This window comes from Xanthomonas sp. D-109, assembly GCF_017746095.1.
Taxonomy (GTDB): domain Bacteria; phylum Pseudomonadota; class Gammaproteobacteria; order Xanthomonadales; family Xanthomonadaceae; genus Xanthomonas_A; species Xanthomonas_A sacchari.
On the sequence record NZ_JAGHWV010000006.1, the window covers coordinates 225,941 to 246,622 of the forward strand.

The following is a 20,682-nucleotide window of genomic DNA, read 5'->3' on the forward strand; positions in this document are numbered from 1 at the left end:
CTCCCCAATCCCCGCCTTCAATCAAACAACGCCTGGATCGCCGCCAGCCCCGCATTGGCGCGCTCCTTCTTGCGCACTGCGTCGGCCACCGGGTCGGCGCCGTCGCGCTGCATTTCCTCGGCCGGGATCTCGTCGAAGAAGCGGCTGGGCTTGAGCCGGATGTGCTCGCCGAACTTGCGGGTGAGCTTGCTGTAGCTCATCCACAGCTGCTCCTTGGCGCGGGTGATGCCCACGTACAGCAGGCGCCGCTCTTCCTGCAGATTGCCCTCTTCCAGGCTGACCTCGTGCGGCAGCACGCCATCCTCACAGCCGACGATGAACACGTAGCGGAACTCCAGACCCTTGGACGCGTGCATGGTCATCATCCGCACCTGGTTGCCGCCGTCGTCCTTGTCGTTGCGCGACAGCAGCGCCAGCTGCGCGGCCAGGTCGCCGACGGTGGCGCCGCGTGGGCCGCCCTCGAACCACTTGGCCAGTTCTTCCAGGTTGCCACGGCGGCGCTGGAAACTCGCTTCGTCCTTGCACTGGCTGCGCAGTTCGCGGATCAGCCCGGATTGCTCGGCGAGCTGGCGCACCACGTCGGCCGAGGACAGCGTGGTCGAGGCCGCGCGCAGTTCGTGCAGGATGTCGACGAAGTCGCTCAGGCCGTTGGCCGCGCGCGGCGGCAACTGCTGCAGCGCGCCCACCGACTCGGCCGCGCGCGACATCGGCAGGTGCTTGGCCGAGGCCAGTTCGGCCAGCTTGGCCAGCGAGGTCGCGCCGACCTCGCGCTTGGGCGCCTGCACCGCGCGCAGGAACGCCGCATCGTCGTCGGGATTGACCAGCAGGCGCAGCCAGGACAGCACGTCCTTGACCTCCTGCCGCTCCAGGAACGCGGTGCCGCCGGTGATGTGGTACGGCACACTGGCCATCTGCAGCGCCTTTTCCAGCGGCCGCGATTGGAAGTTGCCGCGGAACAGGATGCAGAAGTCGCTCCACGGCACCTGCTTGGCGGTGCCCAGGTAAGCGATCTCGGCAGCCACCTTTTCCGCCTCGTGCTCGCTGTCGCGGCACTCCCACACGCGGATGCGCTCGCCGTCGGCCTGGTCGCTCCACAGCGTCTTCAGGTGCTCGTGCGGGTTATGCGCGATCAGGGCGTTGGCCGCGCGCAGCACGCGGTTGGAGCAGCGGTAGTTCTGCTCCAGCTTGATGATCTGCAGGGCCGGGTAGTCGCGGCCCATCTGCATCAGGTTTTCCGGATTGGCGCCGCGCCAGGCGTAGATGCTCTGGTCGTCGTCGCCCACGCAGGTGAAGTTGCCGCGCGGGCCGGCAAGCATCTTCAGCAGGCGGTACTGCGCGTCGTTGGTGTCCTGGCTCTCGTCCACCAGCAGGTAGCCGATGCGTTCGCGCCAGGCCATCACGATGTCCTCGTTCTCCTCCAGCACCTGCACCGGCAGGCGGATCAGGTCGTCGAAGTCCACCGCGTTGAAGGTGCTCAGCCGCGCCTGGTAGCGCTCGTACAGGCTGGCCGCTTCCTGCTCGCGGTTGCTGCGCGCCGCCGCCATCGCCTGCTCCGGCGACAGCCCGGCGTTCTTGGCGCGCGAGATCAGGTTCTTGGCGTCCTCGATCGCATCGGGCTTGGCGCCGGGCATCAGGTCCTTGATCTGCGCGGCGGCATCGTCGGCGTCGAAGATCGAGAAGCCACGCTTCAGGCCCACCGCGGCGTGTTCGATCTGCAGGAACTTCAGCCCCAGGGCGTGGAAGGTGCAGATGGTCAGGCCGTCGGCCGCCTCGCTGCGGATGCGCTTGGCCACGCGTTCGCGCATTTCCTTGGCCGACTTGTTGGTGAAGGTGATCGCGGCGATGCGCTTGGCCGGGTAACGGCCGCTGGCGATCAGGTGTGCGATCTTTTCCACGATCACGCGAGTCTTGCCGCTGCCGGCGCCGGCCAGCACCAGCAACGGACCCTCGCAATGCAGGACCGCGGCGCGTTGGGGAGGATTGAGACCGTGCATGAAGACTTCCCTTGGCCGCCTAGTGTACCGGGCGCCCGCCGGCGGCGACGTCCCCGCCGTCCCCCTGCGCTGAACCGGTTCGCCAAGCGCAGGCCGGCCGAGGCGCGCGGCCGCCGCGCTAGAATCGGCAGCATGGCGAAACTGTATTTCTACTATTCGGCGATGAACGCCGGCAAGACCACCACGCTGCTGCAGTCGGCGCACAACTACCGCGAGCGCGGCATGCGCACGGCGATCCTGACGCCGCGGCTGGACCACCGTGCCGGCAGCGGCGTGGTCGCCTCGCGCATCGGCCTGCGCGCCGACGGCATGCCGTTCGTCGCCGAGACCGACCTGCTGGCCACCCTCGAGGCCGACATCGCCAGCCACGGGCCGCTGCATTGCGTGCTGGTGGACGAGGCGCAGTTCCTCAGCCGCGCCCAGGTCTGGCAACTCAGCGAAGTGGTCGACCGGCTGCGCATCCCGGTGCTGTGCTATGGCCTGCGCACCGATTTCCGCGGCGAGCTGTTCGAGGGCAGCCAATATCTGTTGGCATGGGCCGACGAGCTGCAGGAGATCAAGACCATCTGCCACACCGGCAGCAAGGCGACGATGACCGTGCGCGTGGACGAGAACGGCCACGCGGTGCAGGACGGCCCGCAGGTGGAGATCGGCGGCAACGAGCGCTACGTGTCGGTCAGCCGCCCCGAGTTCAAGAAGATCATGCGCGGCGAAGGCCGCATCGATCCGCTGCAGATCGCCCTGCCGCTGTAATCCGGATGTCACCACTGACGCACCGCGCTGGTGCGTCGCACCCGGATGCGATGAACCATGGCTGACGCGTGCTGAGTGCGCCTCTATTCCTATGCCATCAGTCTATGGAGCGCACCCGGACGGCGTGTCTAGAATCGCGCCGATCGCTCACTCATGGGATGAGGAAACATGCTTTCGTTGAAAGGATTTTTCGCCGGCAGCGGCACTGCACTGACCGTCGCGTTGTTGCTCGCCCTGCCCGGCCCCGCCGCTGCGGCCCCGGGCGACCACACCTTCCAGGACATCCCGGCGCAGGTGCTCACCGACGGCTTCCTCGAAGCGCACCTGGACCTGTTCTATCGCCGTGCCGGCATCCGCGCCGACAAGAAGGGCGACTACGCCGAGGCCAGGAAGCAGTACCAACTGGCCGCGCGCTACGCCGACAAGCCGTCGCAGGCGCGGCTGGGCGAGATGTACTGGGAAGGCCAGGGCGGTGCCGCCGATCACGTGATGGGCTTCCTGTGGATGGCCCTGGCCGCCGAGCGCGGCTACGACCAGTTCGGCGCGCGCAAGATGGAGTACTGGAACCAGCTGACGCCGGACGAGCGCAAGCGCGCGGTCAAGCTCGACAAGTCGATGCTGGCCGACTACGGCGACCAGGTCGCCAAGCCGCGCCAGGAAGCGGTGCTGCGGCGCGAGGCGATGCGCAGTACCGGCGGCCTGCTCGGCCACTCCGGCGCGGCCGGCCCGCTGTCGATCAACGGCCCGCGCGGCGGCAGCATCGATCCGGAAGTGTTCTACGCCAAGCAGTTCTGGGAACCGAGCGCGTACTGGAAGCTGCAGGACCAGGTATGGGACGGCCGCACGCCGGGCCGGGTCGACATCGGCGATGTCGAGGACATCAGCACGGAAGGTGCGCCGCAGAAGCCGCCGCAGGAGCCCGACAAGCACTGAACGCGGAGCCGTTTCCGCGTCGGGACTGAAGTCCCTCCCACAGCAACCCATTGCCGGGACCGCGCCTCCTTGTAGGAGTGGCTTCAGCCGCGACACGCGAGGCGCACTACGCTCGCACACCCGGCTGCGCCAGGACTGAAATGCGAGCGCAATGCCCGATCCAAGCACACGCGCGCTGCCGGCAGGCAGCGCGCGCGGTTGCGCTCAATACAGCTTGCGCTCTGCTGCCGGCGGCGGCGTCCACTGGTACAGCCAGGTTTCGGTGAGCGGGCGCTCGCCACTGCGCAGGTACAGGCGGATATCGATTTGCTCGGTGCCGTCGTCCGGCGGCACCACGTCGAACATCGCGCGGTAGCCGGAGATCTCGTGCAACGGCCGCGCCGAGACGATCTCGGTGCGGCCGCGGTTGAGCTGCAGCACCGCTTCGACCTTGGCGTCCTTCTCCTTGCCCAGCTTGGCCAGTTCGCCACCGGCGAAATCCACCGCAAAGCGCCAGGAGAAATAGTGCCGCTTCTGCCCGACCACGCCGCCCAGGCCGGTGCGCGTGGCCACGCAATGCGCCAGCGGCGAGGACGCCGGCGCCTGCGCGCCCCAGTACAGGCGGTAGCCGAACAGCAGCTCCTGGCCCGGCTGCGGCTTGTCCTGCGGATTCCAGAACGCGACGATGTTGTCGAAGGTCTCGTCGACGGTGGGGATCTCCACCAGTTGCACCGAGCCCTTGCCCCAGCCCTGCTTCGGTTCCACCCACAGGCACGGGCGCTTCTCGTAGAACACGCCGTCGTCCTGGTAATGGTCGAAGTTGCGGTCGCGCTGCAGCAGGCCGAAACCGCGCGGGTTCTCGTCGACGAACATGTTGAAGCGCAGGTGCGGCGGATTGCACAGCGGCCGCCAGATCCACTCGCCGCCGCCGGTCCACATCGCCAGGCCATCGGTGTCGTGGATCTCCGGGCGCCAGTCCCAGTCCATGCGGCGGTCGTTCTCGCCGACCTGATACATGCTGGTGCACGGGCCCAGGCCCAGCCGCTCGATGGTCTTGCGCGGATACAGCGCACTGTCGATGTCCATCAGCAGCACATCGCCATTGGTGATCGCAAAGCGGTAGGCACCGGCCACGCTCGGCGAATCCAGCAGCGCGTACACCACTACCGTGTCCGAGCCGGCCTTGGGCTGCTCCAGCCAGTAGGCGATGAAGTCCGGGAATTCCTCCGGGCCGCCGGTGCCGGTATCGATCGCCAGCCCGCGCGCCGACTGACCGTACTGTCCCTCCTTGCCGACCGCACGGAAGTAGCTGGCGCCGAGGAAGGCGGCGAAGTCGCGCTCGGTGTCCTGCTTGGTGTTGAGGCGGAAACCGGCAAAGCCCAGTTCCTTGGGCAGCGGCTTGCCCTTCAGCCCGCTGCTGCCGTAGTCGAACGCCGCGCTGTCGTAGGCCAGTTCCTGCGCCTGCCCGTCGACCAGGTCGAACATGTGCACCGGGGTCTTGAAGTACAGCCCCAGGTGGAAGAACTTGGCCTGGAACTTCGGGCCCTGCTCGGCCGCCCACAGCGCGTGGTCCTGGCGATAGCGGATCGACTGGTACTGGTCCCAGGTCAATCCTTCCACCGGCGCCGGCAGCACCCGCTTGTGGCTCTGGTACGGCGCCTCGGCCATGGCCCGCGCGTGGCCCTTGAGCCAGGCGTAGTCGAACGGCTGCGGCTTGCCCAGGCGGCGCAGGCCCACCGCGGGGGCCGCCTGGCCGAGCATCGGCATCGCCGGCAAGCCCATGGCGGCGAAGGCGGCGGCGGCGTTCTTGAGGAAATCGCGTCGTTGCATGGCCGGGATCGAAACGGAAAAGGACGCCCATCATAGACAAGCGGCGCCGAAGGTGGCGGTGAGGGTGCCCGTGCGAGGGAGTCCACGGGCGCAGGCATGCCGGATCGCCGAGCGCTGACGCGTACGACGCGTGTTTTGGCCGTCGGGAACGGGCAAGCCGGCTGTGTCCGCCGAGCCCGCTGCCTCATCGACGCGCCACGGCGAGCGCCGCCATCGCTCAGCGCTGGCAGTGGCCGCACCAGACGCTGGCGCGCTGGCCGATGCTGGCGTGGCGCAGCGTGCGCCCGCAGCGCTTGCAGGCCTCGCCCTCGCGGCCGTAGACCGACAGTTCCTGCTCGAAGTAACCCGGCGCCCCGTCGGGGCTGATGAAATCGCGCAACGTCGTGCCGCCGCGCTGGATCGCATAGCCCAGGATCGCCTTGGCCGCGTCGGCCAGGCGTGCGTAGCGCGCGCGCGAGACCTCGCCGGCCTCGCGCAGCGGACTGATGCCGGCCTGGAACAGGCTCTCGGCCGCGTAGATGTTGCCCACCCCGACCACGATGCGCTGATCCATCAGGAAGGTCTTGACCGGCGCGGTGCGGCCGCGGCTGAGCCGGAACAGATGATCGCCGTCGAACGCATCGGACAGCGGCTCCGGCCCCAGCTCGGCGAGCAGCGGATGGGTCTCGCCCGGCGCCTGCCACAGCAGGCAGCCGAACCGACGCGGATCGTTGAAGCGCAGCACGCGCCCGTCTTCCAGGCTGATGTCGACGTGGTCGTGCGCCCGCGGCGGCGTGTCGCCCGGCAGCACGCGCAAACTGCCGGACATGCCCAGATGCAACAGCGCGCTGCCGACCGCGGTGTCCAGCAACAGATACTTGGCCCGCCGGCGAATGCCCTCGATGCGCTGCCGGGGCAACCGCTCGGCCACCTCCGGCGGAATCGGCCAACGCAGATCCGGCCGCCGCAGGATCACCCCATGAATACGCCGCCCCGACAGATGCGGCTCCAGGCCGCGCCGGGTGGTTTCGACTTCGGGGAGTTCGGGCATGATGGTACGGTCGCGGAGAGTCGATAGCGGGATTCGGAAACTGTAACACCAGGGTGATGTCGCTCTTGTCTGTAAGCAGGGACGCGCTGATCCTGGTGCAGCTAGCCGGCAGCCCCATCGGACGTAACCCACGCGTCCGTCAAGGAAGCGCAATTCTCAAGGAGATGAATCCAATGTCCCAGATGACGTATCGCCTGTTGTCGGCGCTGCTGTTTTTCGCTGCAGCGACGGTTTCTGCGCTCGCCTGTGCTGAAGAGATGGAGGAACGCACCGCAATTTTCGAAGATGCGAGATCCGCCATGAAGAGTGGCGACATCGCGGCACTCGAACGGCAAGCGGCGGTCTATCGAACGAAGCAGTCCAGGACCTCCAGTGGCGTCTGGAAATTGAGCCTGCTGCATAGCGGCGTCGGTCGCTATTTCCGTACTGGGTCATACAGCGAGGCGGCGTGGGCGGAAAGGGAGAGCGTCGCCAAGCGTTGGATCGCGGCATATCCGAAGTCTCCCAGCGCACGAATCGCCTATGCAGCATGGCTCTCCAGTCGCGCCTGGAGCCATCGCGGCAATGGCTATGCCAGTACGGTCCGTCCGCAGGACTGGGCGCCGTTCAAAGCCGGCATCGAAGCGACCCGGCAGTATCTTGAAGACAACAAGCAGATCGCGTCGCTGGATCCTGAGTGGTACGTCGAGATGGAAGGCGTCGCCAAGGTACAGCAGTGGGACGATGACAGGTTCCAGGCGCTGATCGACGAAGCGATGGCGCGGTACCCTGCGTACTACGAGATCTATTTCCAGGCGATCGAGTTCTATTCGCCCAAATGGGGAGGCAACGCTACCGACATCGAACGCTTCGCTGCAATGGCGATGAAACGCACGCGGGCACGTGAGGGCAAGGGACTGTACGCACGCATCTATTGGTACGCCTCGCAATCGATCTACGACGAACGCTTGTTCACCGAATCACTGGCGCGCTGGTCGACCATGCGTGCTGGCATCGACGACGTGCTCAAGGTCTATGCGGACGAATGGAATTTGCAGAATTTTGCCCGCTTCGCCTGCCTGGCGCGCGATCGGGAGAAAGCCCTGGAACTGATCGAACGCGTGCGCGGACCCACCTATACCGAGGTCTGGAAAGGGGAGGAAAATTTCCAGCGCTGCAAGGCCTGGGTCTTGGACGGCGTCACCTGATGCGCGAATGCGTTTGGATCCTGGATCGCGAGGCGACGTCGCGCTGATGCGGATAAAAGCCGTCACCATGCTGCCGTCCATGCACCGCAAGCTTGCGGCGATGTATTGCTTGCTCGCCTGGGTGATGGTGAGCCTGCAGACGCAGGTGACCGCCATTGCCTTTCTTTCTGTCGCGCTGCTGCACCTGGTTTCTGCTCGCAGACTCGCCTCTGCGCCGGACACCGCAGCGCCAGCCCCGGAATTGGCGCGCACAGCGCGCGCCGGATCGGCGTCCCCTACTGCGGCGGCGCAGCCAACTCCCGCGCGCTGAGGTAGCCGTCGCCGTTGGTGTCCTGCTTGCGGAAGCGCGCGGTCAGGGTGGCGAGGTGTTGTGCACGGGTGATCGGCGGGCCGCGGCCGCCGGGCAGTTCGGCCGGGCTGAGGACGCCGTCGTGGTCGAGGTCGCGCGCGTCGAAGGCGTAGCTCATCCAGGCCAGGTATTCGTCCAGGCTGACGCGGCCGTCGCCGTCGCGGTCCATGCGCTGCAGGTAGCTGGCGGTGCTGTCGATCGACTGCGCCTGCGCATCGACGATGCCGGCCACGGTCGCGACGCACGCGATGCCCAGCGTCAGCCCGGCCATCAATGACGAACGCCGCGCAAGGCGGCATTCGTGCGGCGGAGTAGGCGTTGCGCCGCGGCTCATGCCAGGGCGTAGCCCTTCAGCCGCGCGGCGTAGGCCTGGAGCGCGGCGATGCCGCTGGCTTCGGCATCGTGGCACCAGGCCTGCAGGTGCTTGAGGCGTTCGCTGGCGTCATGGGTGCGCGCTTCCAGCAAGGCCGCCAGGCGTGCGCGGTGCTCGACCAGCGTGCGCATGCGCGGACGCTGCGCCACCCAACGCTGCAGTTGTTCACGCGCGTCGGGCTTGAGCCAGCGGCCATCGTCGACCAGGCCCTTGCGCAGGCGCCGCGGCAGCAGCTTGCGCAGCTTGGCACCGGCCTGGGCGGCTTCCTCCTTGAGCGCGGGCGTGAACACGTTGCGCTGGTAGTCGGTCATCGCCTGGAAGCGATGCGACAGCAGCGCGCGCAAGGTGTCGGCATCGGGCACGGCGATGTTCGGGCGCACGTCCAGGGTCGGCGCCACGCGCAGGATCTTGGCCAGGCGCAGGGCGGCCAGCGCGCGGATCGCGATCCAGCCGATGTCCAGTTCCCAACGGCGCATCGAGAAGCGCGCCGAGCTCGGGAAGGCATGGTGGTTGTTGTGCAGTTCTTCGCCACCGATCCACAGCGCCCACGGCGTCAGATTGGTCGAGGTGTCGGCGGACTCGAAGTTGCGGTAACCCCACCAGTGACCCAGGCCATTGATCACACCCGCGGCCCAGAACGGGATCCAGGCCATCTGCAGCGCCCACAGTGCGACACCGGGCAGGCCGAACAATGCGAAGTTGACCACGAACAGCGCCACCGGCCCCAGGTTCGCGTACGGGGTGTACAGGTGCCGCTCGATCCAGTCGTCCGGCGCGCCCTTGCCGTACTGCTCGATGTCGCCGCGCTGGGTGCGCGCTTCGCGGTACAGCTCCACGCCACGCCAGAACACGCGGGCGATACCCTTGGTCTGCGGGCTGTGCGGGTCTTCCTCGGTCTCCACCTTGGCGTGGTGCTTGCGATGGATCGCCACCCACTCCTTGGTGATCATCGAGGTGGTGAACCAGGTCCAGAAGCGGAAGAAGTGCGACAGCAGCGGATGGAAATCCACGCCGCGGTGCGCCTGGCTGCGGTGCAGGTACAACGTCACCGCGAAGATGGTGAGCTGGGTGAACAGCAACAGCACGGCCAGCATGCCCCACCAGCCGACGCCGAGCAGGCCGTTGCCGAGGAAGTCGAGGATCGCGTCAAACATTGCCAGAAGCTCCAGAGCGTAGGACGGCGTGGGGTCAGAACATGATGGGGGTTGCGACTGCAAACTTCACCCGGCGCTCGCGTATGGTATTCAGCCGCCAAGCGCTTCCGATCACAGAACGGTGTCGGTTCCATGTCAGTCGTTTCTTCCCAAGCAACCCCTGTGCCAGCAGCGACGCCGTTGATCGAACTCGACCGCGCCAGCGTCGTCCGCGGGCAGGTCCGCGTGCTGCACGCGTTGAACCTGCGTATCGCGCTCGGCCAGCACACCGCCCTCCTCGGCCCGAACGGCTGCGGCAAATCCTCGTTCATCAAGCTCATCACCCGCGAACTGTATCCGCTGGCGCGCGCCGGCGAGGAACCGGCGGTGCGGGTGCTCGGCCAGAGCCGCTGGCAGGTGGACCGCCTGCGCAGCCAGTTGGGGATCGTCACCGGCGATCTCAGCGTCAATCTCGCCGACATGCCTGGGCTGGATGTGGAAAGCGCGGTGCTGTCGGGGTTCTTCGCCAGCTATGTGGTGCCGCCGCACCGCGAGGTGACCGACGCGATGCGCGACCGCGCGCGCGAGGCGCTGCAGGCGGCGCACGCATTGCCGCTGTTGCGGCGTCCCTATGCCGAACTTTCGGCCGGCGAGACCCGACGCGTGCTGATCGCGCGTGCGCTGGTCAACCGCCCACAGGCGCTGCTGCTGGACGAACCCAGCACCGGCCTTGACCTGGTCGCACGCGAGCACCTGCTGGCGACGATGCGCGATCTCGCGCGGCAAGGCATCACCCTGGTGCTGGTCACCCACCACATCGAGGAGATCGTGCCGGAGATCGCGCGGGTGATCCTGCTGCGCGAGGGCCAGGTGTACGCCGACGGCACGCGCGAGGCGCTGCTGGCCGATGCGCCGCTGTCGGCGGTGTTCGGCGGACCGGTGCGGGTGCAGCGCGATGGCGACCGCTACAGCGCGCGGGTGGTTGCGGAGAGCTGATCCGCGGTTGACGAGTTCGGGCGTTCGGGGCCGTCGGGTTTGCGGGGTTGCGAGATGTCGCAGGTGATGCGGGTATGCAGGTATGCGGAAATGTCCGTAGGAGCGGCTTCAGCCGCGACCGGACGTTCTCGGTAAAGCCTGTCGCGGCTGAAGCCGCTCCTACGGGACACATCCACCGTGCGCGGCGCCCACCGTCCGCGCCGGCGCATCGGCCTCGAACGCGGCGCGCGCGCCACGGATCTGCGCGTGGTGATCGGCGGCCCAGCGCACCAGCGGCGCCAGCACCACGCTCAACGAGTGGCCCAGCGGGGTGAGCCGGTACTCCACGCCCGGCGGCACGGTCGGCAGCACCTCGCGCGCGACCAGGCCTTCGCGCTGCAGATCGCGCAGGGTCTGGGTCAGCATGCGCTGGGAGATGTCGGGCACCGCGCGGCGCAGTTCGCCGAAACGGTGCGGGCGCTCGGCCAGCAGCATCACGAACAGGGTGCTCCACTTGTCGCCGATCTGCGCCAGCACGTCGCGCACCGGGCACTGGTCGATGGCCATGCCGGCGCGCTGGTAGTCCTGCAGCTGCTGGCTCAGCAGCGGGTCGCAGGTGGCGGCCGGCGGTACGACGATGTCCATGGCGGTTACCTCAAGGTAAGCAGGGGCGGAAAAAGTGCCGTCTTTACAGGTCGGCCGAGGTCTCTAGGATAGACCAGGTTCCTTTTCCAGACCATGGTGTCTCGCGACGCCGCCCTTCCTCAGGAGACCTGTCATGTCCGCATCTTCCGATTCCCTGCTCGTCACCGGCGCCGGCGGCCACTTCGGCCAGCGCGTGCTCGCGCACCTGCTCGACACCCTGCAGATCGCCCCATCGCGCGTGGTGGCGATGACCCGCCAGCCCGAACGTCTGGCGGCCTGGGCCGCGCGCGGGGTGGACGTGCGCCACGGCGATTTCGACGACGCCCCCTCGCTCGACGCGGCGTTCCGCGGCGCCGGCCGCGTGCTGCTGATCAGCACCGACGCGCTGGACCGCCCCGGCCACCGCCTGCAGCAGCACCAGGCCGCGATCGCCGCCGCCGAACGCGCCGGCGTCGGCCACCTGGTCTACACCTCCTGCCCGGAACCGCACGACTCGCCGCTGCTGCTGGCCACCGACCATGCCGGCACCGAGGACGCCCTGGCCGCCAGCGCCCTGCCCGCCTGGACCGTGCTGCGCAACCACTGGTACTTCGAGAACCTGTTCATGAGCCTGCCGTCGGTGCTGGCCTCGGGCCACTGGTACAGCGCGGCCGGCGACGGCGGCATCGCCCATATCGCCCGCGACGACCTGGCCCGCGCCGCCGCGGTCGCTCTGGCCAGCGGCGACGGCAAGCGCACGCTCACCCTCAGTGGCGCGCGCGCCTACACCACCGCCGAGATCGCCGCGCTGGTCGCGCAGGTGCTGGACGTGCGGATCCAGGTCGTCCCGGTGCCGGTCGAGGGCCTGGTACAGGGCATGGTCGGCGCCGGCCTGCCCGAGCCGGTCGCGCGCATCTATGCGTCCTTCGACACCAACACCGCCGCTGGCCGCGTCGCCACCGTCACCGGCGACTACCAGGCGTTGACCGGGCATGCACCGCTGCCGTTCGAACAGTGGCTGCAGGACAACCGCGTGCAACTGGCCGCGTTGAAGCCGTAAGCAGGCTCGGTGGCGCGCGCGTGCGTGCTACTTGCCGATGCAGAAGCTGGAGAAGATGCGCCCGAGCAGATCGTCGGCGCTGAGCGTGCGGACGATCTCGCCGAGCGCGGCATGGGCCAGGCGCAGTTCCTCGGCGGCCAGTTCCAGGCGTTCGTGCTGCAGTTCGGCGGCGGCCGCGTCGGCATGGGTGGCGGCGCGCTGCAGCGCGTCGACGTGGCGGGCGCGCGCGGAGAACTCGCCGTCGCTGCCCTCGCCGGCCGCGGTGCCGGCGATCGCGCGCAATTGCGCGTGCAACTGCTCCAAACCACTTCCGGTGGCGGCGGACACATAGACGCGCTCGGCGCTCGCCGCGGGCACGGCGGCGAGCAGGTCGCTCTTGTTGTGGATCCACAGGCGCTGCGGCACGTCGGCGATGGCATCGGCGATCGCCGCCTGGCCGGCCTCGGCCTCGCGCGCATCCAGCACGATCAGCGCCAGGTCGGCGCGCTGCAGTTCCTGGCGCGCGCGGCGCATGCCTTCGCGTTCGATCGCATCGCCGCCCTCGCGCAGGCCGGCGGTATCGACCAGGGTCAGTTCCACGCCATCCAGGCGCACGGTCTCGTGCAAGGTGTCGCGGGTGGTGCCGGCGATGTCGGTGACGATGGCGCGGTCGCTGCCGGCCAGCGCATTGAGCAGCGAACTCTTGCCGGCATTCGGCGGGCCGACCAGCACCGCGTGCAGGCCATCGCGCAGGCGTCGGCCGCGTTCGGCGTCGGCACGCAGTTGCTCTAGCGCCGCGCGCACCTGCGCCAGGCCGGCGCGGACCTGCGCACCGCCCAGCGTGTCCAATGCCTCGTCGGCGAAATCGATCGCCGCTTCGACGTGGATGCGCAGGCGGATCAGCTGTTCGGCCAGGTCGTCGACGCGCCGCGAGAACACGCCATCCAGCGAGCGCCGTGCGGCGCGTGCCGCACGCAGGTCGCCGGCGGCGATCAGGTCGGCGATGGCCTCGGCCTGGGCCAGATCGAGCTTGCGGTTGAGGAAGGCGCGTTCGCTGAATTCGCCCGGACGCGCCGGACGCGCGCCGAGTTCGCAGCAGCGCGCCACCAGGTGCCGCAGCAGCACCGGGCTGCCATGCGCCTGCAGTTCCAGCACGTCCTCGCCGGTGAAGCTGCGCGGTGCCGGAAACCACAGCGCGATGCCGTCGTCCACGATCTCGCCCTGCGCGTCGCGAAAACGCGCGTAGCGGGCGCTGCGCGGCACCAGTGCGCCCAGGCCCAGTCCATCGGCGATGGCGGCCGCCGCCGGACCCGACACGCGCACCACGCCGACGCCACCCGCGCCGGGGGCGGTGGCGATGGCAGCGATGGTGTCGGTAGCGGAGGACGGCATGGCGAAGGCAGCAGGTCGGTGATGCGGTGGACTACAGCGTCTGCAACTGGCCGCGCACGTAGGCGGCCGACGCCCCGTTGGGTTGCAGCTCCAGGTAGGTCTGGAAGGCGCGCTTGGCCTTGGCGGCATCGCCCAGCTGGCGGTAAGCGTCGCCCAGATTGACGTAGGCCACCGCGCGCGAGGGATCGATCTTCAGCGTGTTCTCCAGCCAGCGCACGGCCTGCGCGTATTTGCCCTGGCGATAGTAGATGAAGCCCAGGTTGTTGGCCGCGAGCGCAAAGTCCGGGCGCAGCTTCAGCGCCTCGGTGAACTGCGCCTCGGCCTCGTCATAGCGCTTCTCCTTGTACAGCTGCAGGCCGCGGTCGTTGGCGCGCTGTGCACGCTGGCGGTCGGACACCGGACCGGCCGCGGCCGGCACCGCCAGCGGCCGCTCGCCGCCCTGCAGATCCTTGACCACCACCGCCGGCTTGGCCGGAGCTGCCGGCGCGTCGGCGCTGCTGGCGCCCGCGTTCGGGGTCGCGGTCGATGCCGGCGCGGCCGCATCGACGCGGTCGTTCATCGCGATCGCCGCCGAGGACAGTTGCTGGGTGCTGGCGGTGAGGAATTCCTCGCCCTCCGGCACCTGCAGCACGAACTCGCCGCCCTGCGAACCGGGCAGGCTGCCGAACGCAGGGGTCTGCTGCGAAATGCTCGACACAGCCGGCGCCACGTAGGCGGCCAACTCGGTGCCGGTGATCAGGCCGTCGCCGTTGAGGTCGGCCTTGCCCGACAGCGCCTGCAGCAGCACCCAGGTGAATACCGAATGGCCGTTGGGGCCGCTGTCGGCGACCTGTTGGTCGGCGCCGCCGGCGGTGAGCATCTGCCGGGCGATGCGCCGCGCGTTCTCGCGCAGGTAGGCGCTGGTGCCGCCGCCGCGGGTCAGGCCCAGGCCGCTGTAGCACGCGTCCATCACGAACAGCACGTGCTTGGCTTCCAGGCTTTCGGCGATGTCCTGGATCTCGGTCATCGGGATCGCGTCGGTGGCGAACTGCGCCGGGTCCGAGTCGGCCGGGATGATGTAGCCCAGGTCGCGCCCGGAGGCCAGCTTGCGGGTCGCGCCGTGGCCGGCGAAGAACACGAACACGCGGTCGTTCTTGCCGACCCCGCCGTGGGCCAGCCGATCATGGAAGGCGGCCAGGATGTTGTTGCGGGTGGCTTCCTGGTTCTTGAGCACGATCACCTGCGACGACGGGAAGCCGAAGCTGCCGGTGAGCGTCTGCGCGATCGCCTGCGCATCGTTGGCCGCGTACTGCAGCTTGGGCCAGTGCACGTAGTCGTCGATGCCGATGACGATGGCCCACGACTTGTCGTAGCCGCTGGTCACCGCCGGCGCGGCGGCGTTGCTGGCCGCGCGCGCCACGCTGAAGTCGCGCCCGTTCCAGGCGGCGAACTGGTAACCGTCGGCGCTGAGCCGGTCCAGGATCTGCGGCAGCGCCTTGACCGTGCGTTCGTGGATGTCGTGGAACAGCAGGATGCCGCGCTGCTCGCGGCCGACCTGCTCGAGCACGCGCTGCACGATCGACTCCGGCACCGGGTCGGCCCAGTCCAGCGAATCCACGTTCCACATCACCGACTTCAACCCGGCCTCGCCGAGGATCTGCATGCCCTCGGCGTTGCGCGCGCCGTAGGGGAAGCGGAACAGCGGCGCACGCTTGGCGTCGACCGCGCGCAGCATGCGATCGGTGTCGAGGATCTGGCTGCGCAGCGCAGCGCCGGTTTCCTTGGACAACTGCGCGTGGGTGAGGCTGTGGTTGCCGACGGTGTAGCCCTGCTCCATCAGGCTGCGGCTGACGCTGGCCAAAGGCGACAGATCGACCTTGCCATCCGGCTCCAGCTTGCCCAGGTTGCGGCCGACTTCGAAGAACGTCGCCGGCACGTCGTAGCGCTTGAGGATGGCGACGATCTCGTCGGTGTACTCGCGATGCGGGCCGTCGTCGAAACTCAGCACCACGGTCTTCGGCGGCAGGTCGCGGCCGAACACTTCGCGGTCGCTGTCCTTCATCGACATCGGGTAAGGCGTGATCACGCCGTAGTCGCGCAGGATCGCCTCGCGTGTGTACAGCGTGCCCAGGTGGGCGACGTAGTCCTCCCACTTCTCGCGCTTCTGCACGATCGCGCGGGTGCGGTCGAAGCGGCTGAAGATCGCGGTGATCTCGCGGTTGTAGGTGCGTTCGATCTCGTCGAGCGCTTCCAGGTCCTCGCCGATGCGCTGGTGCAGCTTGATCGCCGGCAGCGAGGAATCCTTGCCGATGCGCAGCTGCCAGTCGGCGAGAATCTCGCGGAACGCCAGGCGGTCGGCGTCGTACAGGTCCGGCGCCGATTCGACGTAGTCGAGCAGGCTGCCGACCGCGGCGAAGCGTTGCGCGTCCGGCAGCGCCAGCAGCGCATCGAACTGCTTGGCCAAAGCCTCGCGGCGCTCCAGGCCCTCGTGGAACAGTTGCTGGCCGACGCTGCTGGAGGTCTGCCGGTCGGCCGGCGATTGCTTGGCCTCGGCGGCCAGCAACACGATGATCTTGCGCTGCGCCGCCAGCTGCGCCTGGAGGCCCTGCAGCAGCTTCGTCGCCTGGGCCTGTAATGCAGGAGAGCCTGGAATGGCGATCGCCGGCGTCGATGGCGCGGGCTTGGACGGCGTGGCCGCGCTGTCGGCAGGCGTGCGCTGGCACGCGGCCAGGGCCAAGGCGAGCAGGCCAATCACCACAACGGACGACGACAACGGACGATGGCGCTTGCGCATGACCACGGACTCGCGAGCAAGGCGCTACGGGAAGAACGCAGACGCCGGCGCCTTCCCCGGCCGCATGCGCAACGCCCGCCGGAGGGCGGGCGTTGTCGGGTTTACTTCTTGGCCTTGGCCGGCGGCTTGCCGCTGCCGCCGCCGCCAGCGGTGGCCGCCTCGCCGTGACGCTTGAGCATCCACCACTGCTGCAACAGGCCCAGCGAACCGTTGGTGACCCAGTACAACACCAGGCCCGACGGCACGAAGGCCATCATCACGCCGAACACCAGCGGCATGAACTGCATCATCTTGGCCTGCACCGGGTCCATGCCCGGGGCCGGGGTCAGCTTCTGCGTGAACCACATCACCGCCACGTTGATCACCGGCAGGATGAAGTACGGATCGCGCGCGGTCAGGTCCTGGATCCAGGCGAACCACGGCGCCTGGCGCAGTTCCACCGACTCCACCAGCACCCAATACAGCGCGAAGAAGATCGGCATCTGGATCAGCACCGGCAGGCAGCCGCCCATCGGGTTGATCTTCTCCTTCTTGTACAGCTCCATCATCGCGGTCTGGAACTTCTGCTTGTCGTCGCCGTAGCGCTCCTTGAGCTGCTGGATGCGCGGCTGGAACTTGCGCATCTTGGCCGCGCTCTTGTACTGCGCGGCCGACAGCGGATACAGCATCAGTTTCAGCAGCACCACCAGACCCACGATCGACCAGCCCCAGTTGCCGAGCAGACTGTGCAGATGGCTGAGGATCCAGAACAGGCCCTGGCCGAGCAGCGCCATCACGGAGAAACGGCTGTAGTCGACCACACGGTCGAGGCCGCGCACGTTCTCCTTGGCGATCTGGCTGACCAGCTTCGGCCCGACCCACAGCCGCGCCTCGGTGCTGGCGGTGGCGCCCGGCGCCACGGTGAAGCCGGGGCCACGCGCTTCGATCACATGCCGCGGGCCGTCGTTGGACAGCACGTACAGCGCTTGCTGGTTGGCCTGCGGAATCCAGCCAGTGAAGAAGTGGTGCTGCAGCAGCGCGATCCAGCCACCGGAGATGGTCTGGTTCAGCGGGCCATCGTCCAGGTAGTCCTTGAACGCGCGGCGCTGGTAGCCGTCGGCCGGGCTGAACCAGGTGGCGCCATTGAAGCTGAAGGAATCCGGGTTGGTCATGCCGCGGCTGACGATGGTCGGCACCCGGCTGAGCTTGCGGAACACGTAGCCCTGCCACGGCTTGCTGCCGTGGTTGATGACCTCGTCGTGCACCTGCACGGCGTAATGGCCGCGCTGCAGGGTGTAGACGCGGCGGATGGTCACGCCGTCCGGGCCGTTCCACACGAACGGCACCTGCAGGCTGTCCTGGCCCTTGGCCAGCACGTACTCCTGGCCCGGGTGTTCGGGGCGGAAGCCCGCCGGGCCCGGCGACGGCGAGTTGTGCTCGCCGACCCAGCCGCTGGTGGCGGTGTACGGATGCGCCGCGTCCTCGGTCAGCAGCTGCACCGGCGGGCTGCCGGGCTGCTTGGTCTGCGGGAACAGCAGCAGGTCGGCGTCGAACACGCTGCGGCCGTCCAGGGTCAGGCGCAGCACGTCGGTGGTGACGGTGACCCGCGGTGCGGCGCTGGCCGCAGCGGTCTCGGACGTGCTGCTGGCGGCCGGCGTGGTGCCCGGCACCGTGGCCTGCGGGATCGCCGGCGCATGCGTGGCGCCGGCATCGGCGTCCTGCGCCGGCGGCACCGTGGTCGCCGCCGCGACCGTCGCCGCAGTGGCGTTCGGCGCGTGTTCCTTGTTCCACTCCATCCACAACAGGGCCGCGACCATCAGCCAGGCGAAAATCAGGAAAAGGCGGGTCTGGTTCATCGGACAGGCAAGCTCGGCTCAGCCAGAAGCGGGTTCTGACGTGGAGGTGGGGGAAGAAGGACGAAGAGGCGGCGGCATTGTGCCGTCCGCGGCCTGGGCCGGCAATGCGCCGGCGCGACGCAGCAGGCGCAGATAGGCCTGGCGCAGTTGATCGCCGCTGGCCTGGGCGGCGGCGCTGCGCGCCACCACCACGTAATCGCCGGGCGCCAGCCAGGGCAGCAGCTGCCGCGTGGCCTCGCGCAGCACGCGCTTGATGCGATTGCGCACGACCGCACGCTTGTCGACCTTGCGCGACACCGCCAGGCCCAGCCGCGCCGGGTGCGGCGCACTGCGCCAGTGCAGGCTCATCAGCGGCTCGGAACAGCGGCGCGCGGCATCGAACACGACGCGGTATTCCGCAGACGTGCGAACCCGCGCAGAGCGAGGAAATCGCCTACGCGGGTCGGGATGATTCACGGTCCGGATTGCAGGCGCCGCCTGGGGCGGCGAAGCAATCAAGCGCTCAGGCGCTTGCGGCCCTTGGCGCGGCGGCGGGCCAGGATCTTGCGGCCGTCGGCGGTGGCCATACGGGCACGGAAGCCGTGGTCGCGCTTGCGCTTGAGGTTGCTGGGCTGGAAGGTGCGCTTGGTGGCCATCGGGGCGCTCTGATCTGAATGGGGCGGAAAGAACCGGAAATTCTATAGGACCACTCACACCGCGGTCAACTCCCTGTGACGACGGGAACGGAGGACGGCCGCGCCCGGCCTGTGGATGGATCTGTGAATAGCCATGGGAAAACCATTCCCGACCCTGCGCGCCGGTGGTAGTCTGATCCATCCGCTTTCCTCTCCCACCGGCCGAATGCGCCGCGCCCGAGCGCGCCCTTCATGCCCGGTCTATCGACGAATTTAGATCTGATGGATGCTTGGCCCCGTTGCCTGGAACGTCTGGAAGCCGAATTTCCAGCCGAGGACGTTCACACTTGGTTGAAACCGCTGCAAGCCGAACAGCGCCATGACAACAGCATGGTGCTGTACGCCCCGAACGCCTTCATCGTCGAGCAGGTGCGCGAACGCTATCTGCCGCGCATCCGCGAACTGCTGACCTATTTCGCCGGCAGCGGCGAAGTGCTGCTGCAGGTCGGGTCGCGCCCGCGCGCGCCGGAACCGGCCGCCGCAGCGCCCAGCGAGACCGCGGCGGCGCGTACCCCGGCGCCGCCGTTGCTGGAGCCGTTCGCCGGCAATCTCGATTCGCACTACACCTTCGCCAACTTCGTCGAAGGCCGCAGCAACCAGCTCGGCCTGGCCGCGGCGGTGCAGGCCGCGCAGAAGCCCGGCGACCGCGCGCACAACCCGCTGCTGCTGTACGGCGGCACCGGCCTGGGCAAGACCCACCTGATGTTCGCCGCCGGCAACGCCATGCGCGAGCAGAACCCGAACGCGCGAGTGATGTACCTGCGCTCGGAGCAGTTCTTCAGCGCGATGATCCGCGCGCTGCAGGACAAGACCATGGACCAGTTCAAGCGCCAGTTCCAGCAGGTGGACGCGCTGCTGATCGACGACATCCAGTTCTTCGCCGGCAAGGACCGCACCCAGGAAGAGTTCTTCCACACCTTCAACGCGCTGTTCGACGGCCGCCAGCAGATCATCCTGACCTGCGACCGCTATCCGCGCGAGGTCGAGGGCCTGGAGCCGCGACTGAAGTCGCGCCTGGCCTGGGGCCTGTCGGTGGCGATCGATCCGCCGGATTTCGAGACCCGCGCGGCGATCGTGCTGGCCAAGGCGCGCGAACGCGGCGCGGAGATCCCCGACGACGTGGCGTTCCTGATCGCCAAGAAGATGCGCTCGAACGTGCGCGACCTGGAAGGCGCGCTCAACACGCTGGCGGCGCGCGCCAACTTCACCGGCCGTGCGATCACCACCGAGTTCGCCCAGGAGACCCTGCGCGACCTGCTGCGCGCGCAGCAGCAGGCGATCGGCATCCCCAACATCCAGAAGACCGTGGCCGACTACTACGGCCTGCAGATCAAGGATCTGCTGTCCAAGCGGCGCACGCGCTCGCTGGCGCGGCCGCGGCAGGTGGCGATGGCGCTGACCAAGGAACTGACCGAACACAGCCTGCCGGAGATCGGCGATGCGTTCGCCGGGCGCGACCACACCACCGTGCTGCACGCCTGCCGGCAGATCAAGCACCTGATGGAGACCGACGGCAAGCTCCGCGAAGACTGGGACAAGCTGATCCGCAAGCTCAGCGAGTGAGCCTGGAGAGCAACGAGGGGACAGGCCGAGCCGCGGCTCGGCGATGCGCCGGGCGGCTCCCGCAGGAACAGGTATAAATCGGTGCATGACTTCGCGACAAATCCGGGAGAAACTGTGGATAAAGCGCGACGCGGCGGCGACGGCGAAACTATCCACAGGTTTCCCCACCAGTTCCGGGACAGTAGTACACGGGATTGGGAGCGTTAAAAACTCTTTGTATTCAGTGGCTTGAGCTACATTTGCACC

Annotated in this window: 18 protein-coding genes; 7 read left to right on the forward strand and 11 right to left on the reverse strand. The window is 68.3% G+C overall.

Translation table 11 applies throughout. The features are described 5' to 3' along the window. Positions 1 to 17: 17 nt before the first annotated feature. A complete protein-coding gene (gene rep / locus J7357_RS07070; protein WP_209245561.1) occupies positions 18 to 1,994 on the reverse strand; it encodes a DNA helicase Rep in 1,977 nt (658 codons plus the stop codon). Positions 1,995 to 2,126: 132 nt separating this feature from the next. Here rep and J7357_RS07075 point away from each other — a divergent pair, with 132 nt between their 5' ends. Together J7357_RS07075 and J7357_RS07080 are read left to right on the forward strand one after the other, a co-directional pair. Continuing rightward, positions 2,127 to 2,747, forward strand: a complete 621-nt coding sequence (locus J7357_RS07075; RefSeq protein WP_017912189.1) for a thymidine kinase — start codon at positions 2,127 to 2,129, stop codon at positions 2,745 to 2,747. Between the two features lie 168 nt (positions 2,748 to 2,915). Beyond that, complete coding sequence (locus J7357_RS07080; RefSeq protein ID WP_209245562.1) at positions 2,916 to 3,680, forward strand: sel1 repeat family protein; 765 nt, start codon at positions 2,916 to 2,918, stop codon at positions 3,678 to 3,680. Between the two features lie 204 nt (positions 3,681 to 3,884). On the opposite strand, the gene J7357_RS07085 is transcribed toward J7357_RS07080, so the two are convergent. After that, complete coding sequence (locus J7357_RS07085; protein ID WP_010340796.1) at positions 3,885 to 5,489, reverse strand: glucan biosynthesis protein D; 1,605 nt, start codon at positions 5,487 to 5,489, stop codon at positions 3,885 to 3,887. A 217-nt stretch (positions 5,490 to 5,706) separates the two neighbouring features. Further along, positions 5,707 to 6,519, reverse strand: a complete 813-nt coding sequence (gene mutM / locus J7357_RS07090; RefSeq protein WP_209245563.1) for a bifunctional DNA-formamidopyrimidine glycosylase/DNA-(apurinic or apyrimidinic site) lyase — start codon at positions 6,517 to 6,519, stop codon at positions 5,707 to 5,709. A 173-nt stretch (positions 6,520 to 6,692) separates the two neighbouring features. On the opposite strand from mutM, the gene J7357_RS07095 reads away from it, so the two are divergent. Both J7357_RS07095 and J7357_RS07100 read left to right on the forward strand, forming a co-directional pair. Further along, on the forward strand, positions 6,693 to 7,706 hold the full coding sequence (locus tag J7357_RS07095) for a cytoplasmic protein (RefSeq protein WP_209245564.1): 1,014 nt from the start codon (positions 6,693 to 6,695) through the stop codon (positions 7,704 to 7,706). Positions 7,707 to 7,713: 7 nt separating this feature from the next. Then, positions 7,714 to 8,016 (forward strand): hypothetical protein, encoded by a 303-nt coding sequence (locus J7357_RS07100; RefSeq protein WP_209245565.1) that lies wholly within the window; start codon positions 7,714 to 7,716, stop codon positions 8,014 to 8,016. Here the strand turns inward: J7357_RS07100 and J7357_RS07105 are convergent. Both J7357_RS07105 and J7357_RS07110 read right to left on the reverse strand, forming a co-directional pair. Next, positions 7,982 to 8,326 (reverse strand): EF-hand domain-containing protein, encoded by a 345-nt coding sequence (locus J7357_RS07105; protein ID WP_209245566.1) that lies wholly within the window; start codon positions 8,324 to 8,326, stop codon positions 7,982 to 7,984. The two genes, J7357_RS07100 and J7357_RS07105, sit on opposite strands and share 35 nt — an antisense overlap. Before the next feature lie 59 nt (positions 8,327 to 8,385). After that, a complete protein-coding gene (locus J7357_RS07110) occupies positions 8,386 to 9,582 on the reverse strand; it encodes a fatty acid desaturase (protein ID WP_209245567.1) in 1,197 nt (398 codons plus the stop codon). Between the two features lie 132 nt (positions 9,583 to 9,714). Between J7357_RS07110 and J7357_RS07115 the strand changes: the two genes are divergently transcribed. Beyond that, positions 9,715 to 10,557, forward strand: a complete 843-nt coding sequence (locus tag J7357_RS07115) for an ATP-binding cassette domain-containing protein (protein ID WP_209245568.1) — start codon at positions 9,715 to 9,717, stop codon at positions 10,555 to 10,557. Positions 10,558 to 10,716: 159 nt separating this feature from the next. Here J7357_RS07115 and J7357_RS07120 read toward each other — a convergent pair whose 3' ends face one another. Further along, positions 10,717 to 11,181, reverse strand: coding sequence for a helix-turn-helix domain-containing protein (locus J7357_RS07120; protein ID WP_209245569.1), 465 nt, complete (start codon positions 11,179 to 11,181; stop codon positions 10,717 to 10,719). A 133-nt stretch (positions 11,182 to 11,314) separates the two neighbouring features. Between J7357_RS07120 and J7357_RS07125 the strand changes: the two genes are divergently transcribed. After that, positions 11,315 to 12,220, forward strand: coding sequence for an NAD(P)H-binding protein (locus J7357_RS07125; protein WP_209245570.1), 906 nt, complete (start codon positions 11,315 to 11,317; stop codon positions 12,218 to 12,220). Positions 12,221 to 12,247: 27 nt separating this feature from the next. Here the strand turns inward: J7357_RS07125 and mnmE are convergent, their stop codons facing one another. From mnmE to rpmH, 5 genes are all read right to left on the reverse strand, one after another. Then, on the reverse strand, positions 12,248 to 13,591 hold the full coding sequence (gene mnmE / locus J7357_RS07130) for a tRNA uridine-5-carboxymethylaminomethyl(34) synthesis GTPase MnmE (RefSeq protein WP_209245571.1): 1,344 nt from the start codon (positions 13,589 to 13,591) through the stop codon (positions 12,248 to 12,250). A gap of 31 nt (positions 13,592 to 13,622) precedes the next feature. After that, entirely contained in the window at positions 13,623 to 16,364 is a 2,742-nt protein-coding gene (locus J7357_RS07135; protein ID WP_209245572.1) for a tetratricopeptide repeat protein, read from the reverse strand. A 101-nt stretch (positions 16,365 to 16,465) separates the two neighbouring features. Then, the gene (yidC, locus tag J7357_RS07140) at positions 16,466 to 18,199 is read right to left on the reverse strand and encodes a membrane protein insertase YidC (RefSeq protein ID WP_209245573.1); all 1,734 of its coding nucleotides are present in this window, start codon (positions 18,197 to 18,199) and stop codon (positions 16,466 to 16,468) included. Between the two features lie 18 nt (positions 18,200 to 18,217). Further along, positions 18,218 to 18,655: a ribonuclease P protein component gene (rnpA, locus tag J7357_RS07145; RefSeq protein WP_029561743.1), complete on the reverse strand. Its 438-nt coding sequence runs from the start codon at positions 18,653 to 18,655 to the stop codon at positions 18,218 to 18,220. A gap of 38 nt (positions 18,656 to 18,693) precedes the next feature. Continuing rightward, positions 18,694 to 18,834 (reverse strand): 50S ribosomal protein L34, encoded by a 141-nt coding sequence (gene rpmH / locus J7357_RS07150; RefSeq protein WP_003469983.1) that lies wholly within the window; start codon positions 18,832 to 18,834, stop codon positions 18,694 to 18,696. A 261-nt stretch (positions 18,835 to 19,095) separates the two neighbouring features. Here rpmH and dnaA point away from each other — a divergent pair, with 261 nt between their 5' ends. After that, positions 19,096 to 20,436: a chromosomal replication initiator protein DnaA gene (gene dnaA, locus J7357_RS07155; protein WP_209245574.1), complete on the forward strand. Its 1,341-nt coding sequence runs from the start codon at positions 19,096 to 19,098 to the stop codon at positions 20,434 to 20,436. Positions 20,437 to 20,682: the final 246 nt, after the last annotated feature.

Coding starts and splice junctions, on each gene's coding strand:
- rep (WP_209245561.1), bottom strand. CDS start 1,994: ATGCACGGTCTCAATCCTCCCCAACGCGCCGCGGTCCTGCATTGCGAG.
- J7357_RS07075 (WP_017912189.1), top strand. CDS start 2,127: ATGGCGAAACTGTATTTCTACTATTCGGCGATGAACGCCGGCAAGACC.
- J7357_RS07080 (WP_209245562.1), top strand. CDS start 2,916: ATGCTTTCGTTGAAAGGATTTTTCGCCGGCAGCGGCACTGCACTGACC.
- J7357_RS07085 (WP_010340796.1), bottom strand. CDS start 5,489: ATGCAACGACGCGATTTCCTCAAGAACGCCGCCGCCGCCTTCGCCGCC.
- mutM (WP_209245563.1), bottom strand. CDS start 6,519: ATGCCCGAACTCCCCGAAGTCGAAACCACCCGGCGCGGCCTGGAGCCG.
- J7357_RS07095 (WP_209245564.1), top strand. CDS start 6,693: ATGTCCCAGATGACGTATCGCCTGTTGTCGGCGCTGCTGTTTTTCGCT.
- J7357_RS07100 (WP_209245565.1), top strand. CDS start 7,714: ATGCGTTTGGATCCTGGATCGCGAGGCGACGTCGCGCTGATGCGGATA.
- J7357_RS07105 (WP_209245566.1), bottom strand. CDS start 8,326: ATGGCCGGGCTGACGCTGGGCATCGCGTGCGTCGCGACCGTGGCCGGC.
- J7357_RS07110 (WP_209245567.1), bottom strand. CDS start 9,582: ATGTTTGACGCGATCCTCGACTTCCTCGGCAACGGCCTGCTCGGCGTC.
- J7357_RS07115 (WP_209245568.1), top strand. CDS start 9,715: ATGTCAGTCGTTTCTTCCCAAGCAACCCCTGTGCCAGCAGCGACGCCG.
- J7357_RS07120 (WP_209245569.1), bottom strand. CDS start 11,181: ATGGACATCGTCGTACCGCCGGCCGCCACCTGCGACCCGCTGCTGAGC.
- J7357_RS07125 (WP_209245570.1), top strand. CDS start 11,315: ATGTCCGCATCTTCCGATTCCCTGCTCGTCACCGGCGCCGGCGGCCAC.
- mnmE (WP_209245571.1), bottom strand. CDS start 13,591: ATGCCGTCCTCCGCTACCGACACCATCGCTGCCATCGCCACCGCCCCC.
- J7357_RS07135 (WP_209245572.1), bottom strand. CDS start 16,364: ATGCGCAAGCGCCATCGTCCGTTGTCGTCGTCCGTTGTGGTGATTGGC.
- yidC (WP_209245573.1), bottom strand. CDS start 18,199: ATGAACCAGACCCGCCTTTTCCTGATTTTCGCCTGGCTGATGGTCGCG.
- rpmH (WP_003469983.1), bottom strand. CDS start 18,834: ATGGCCACCAAGCGCACCTTCCAGCCCAGCAACCTCAAGCGCAAGCGC.
- dnaA (WP_209245574.1), top strand. CDS start 19,096: ATGGATGCTTGGCCCCGTTGCCTGGAACGTCTGGAAGCCGAATTTCCA.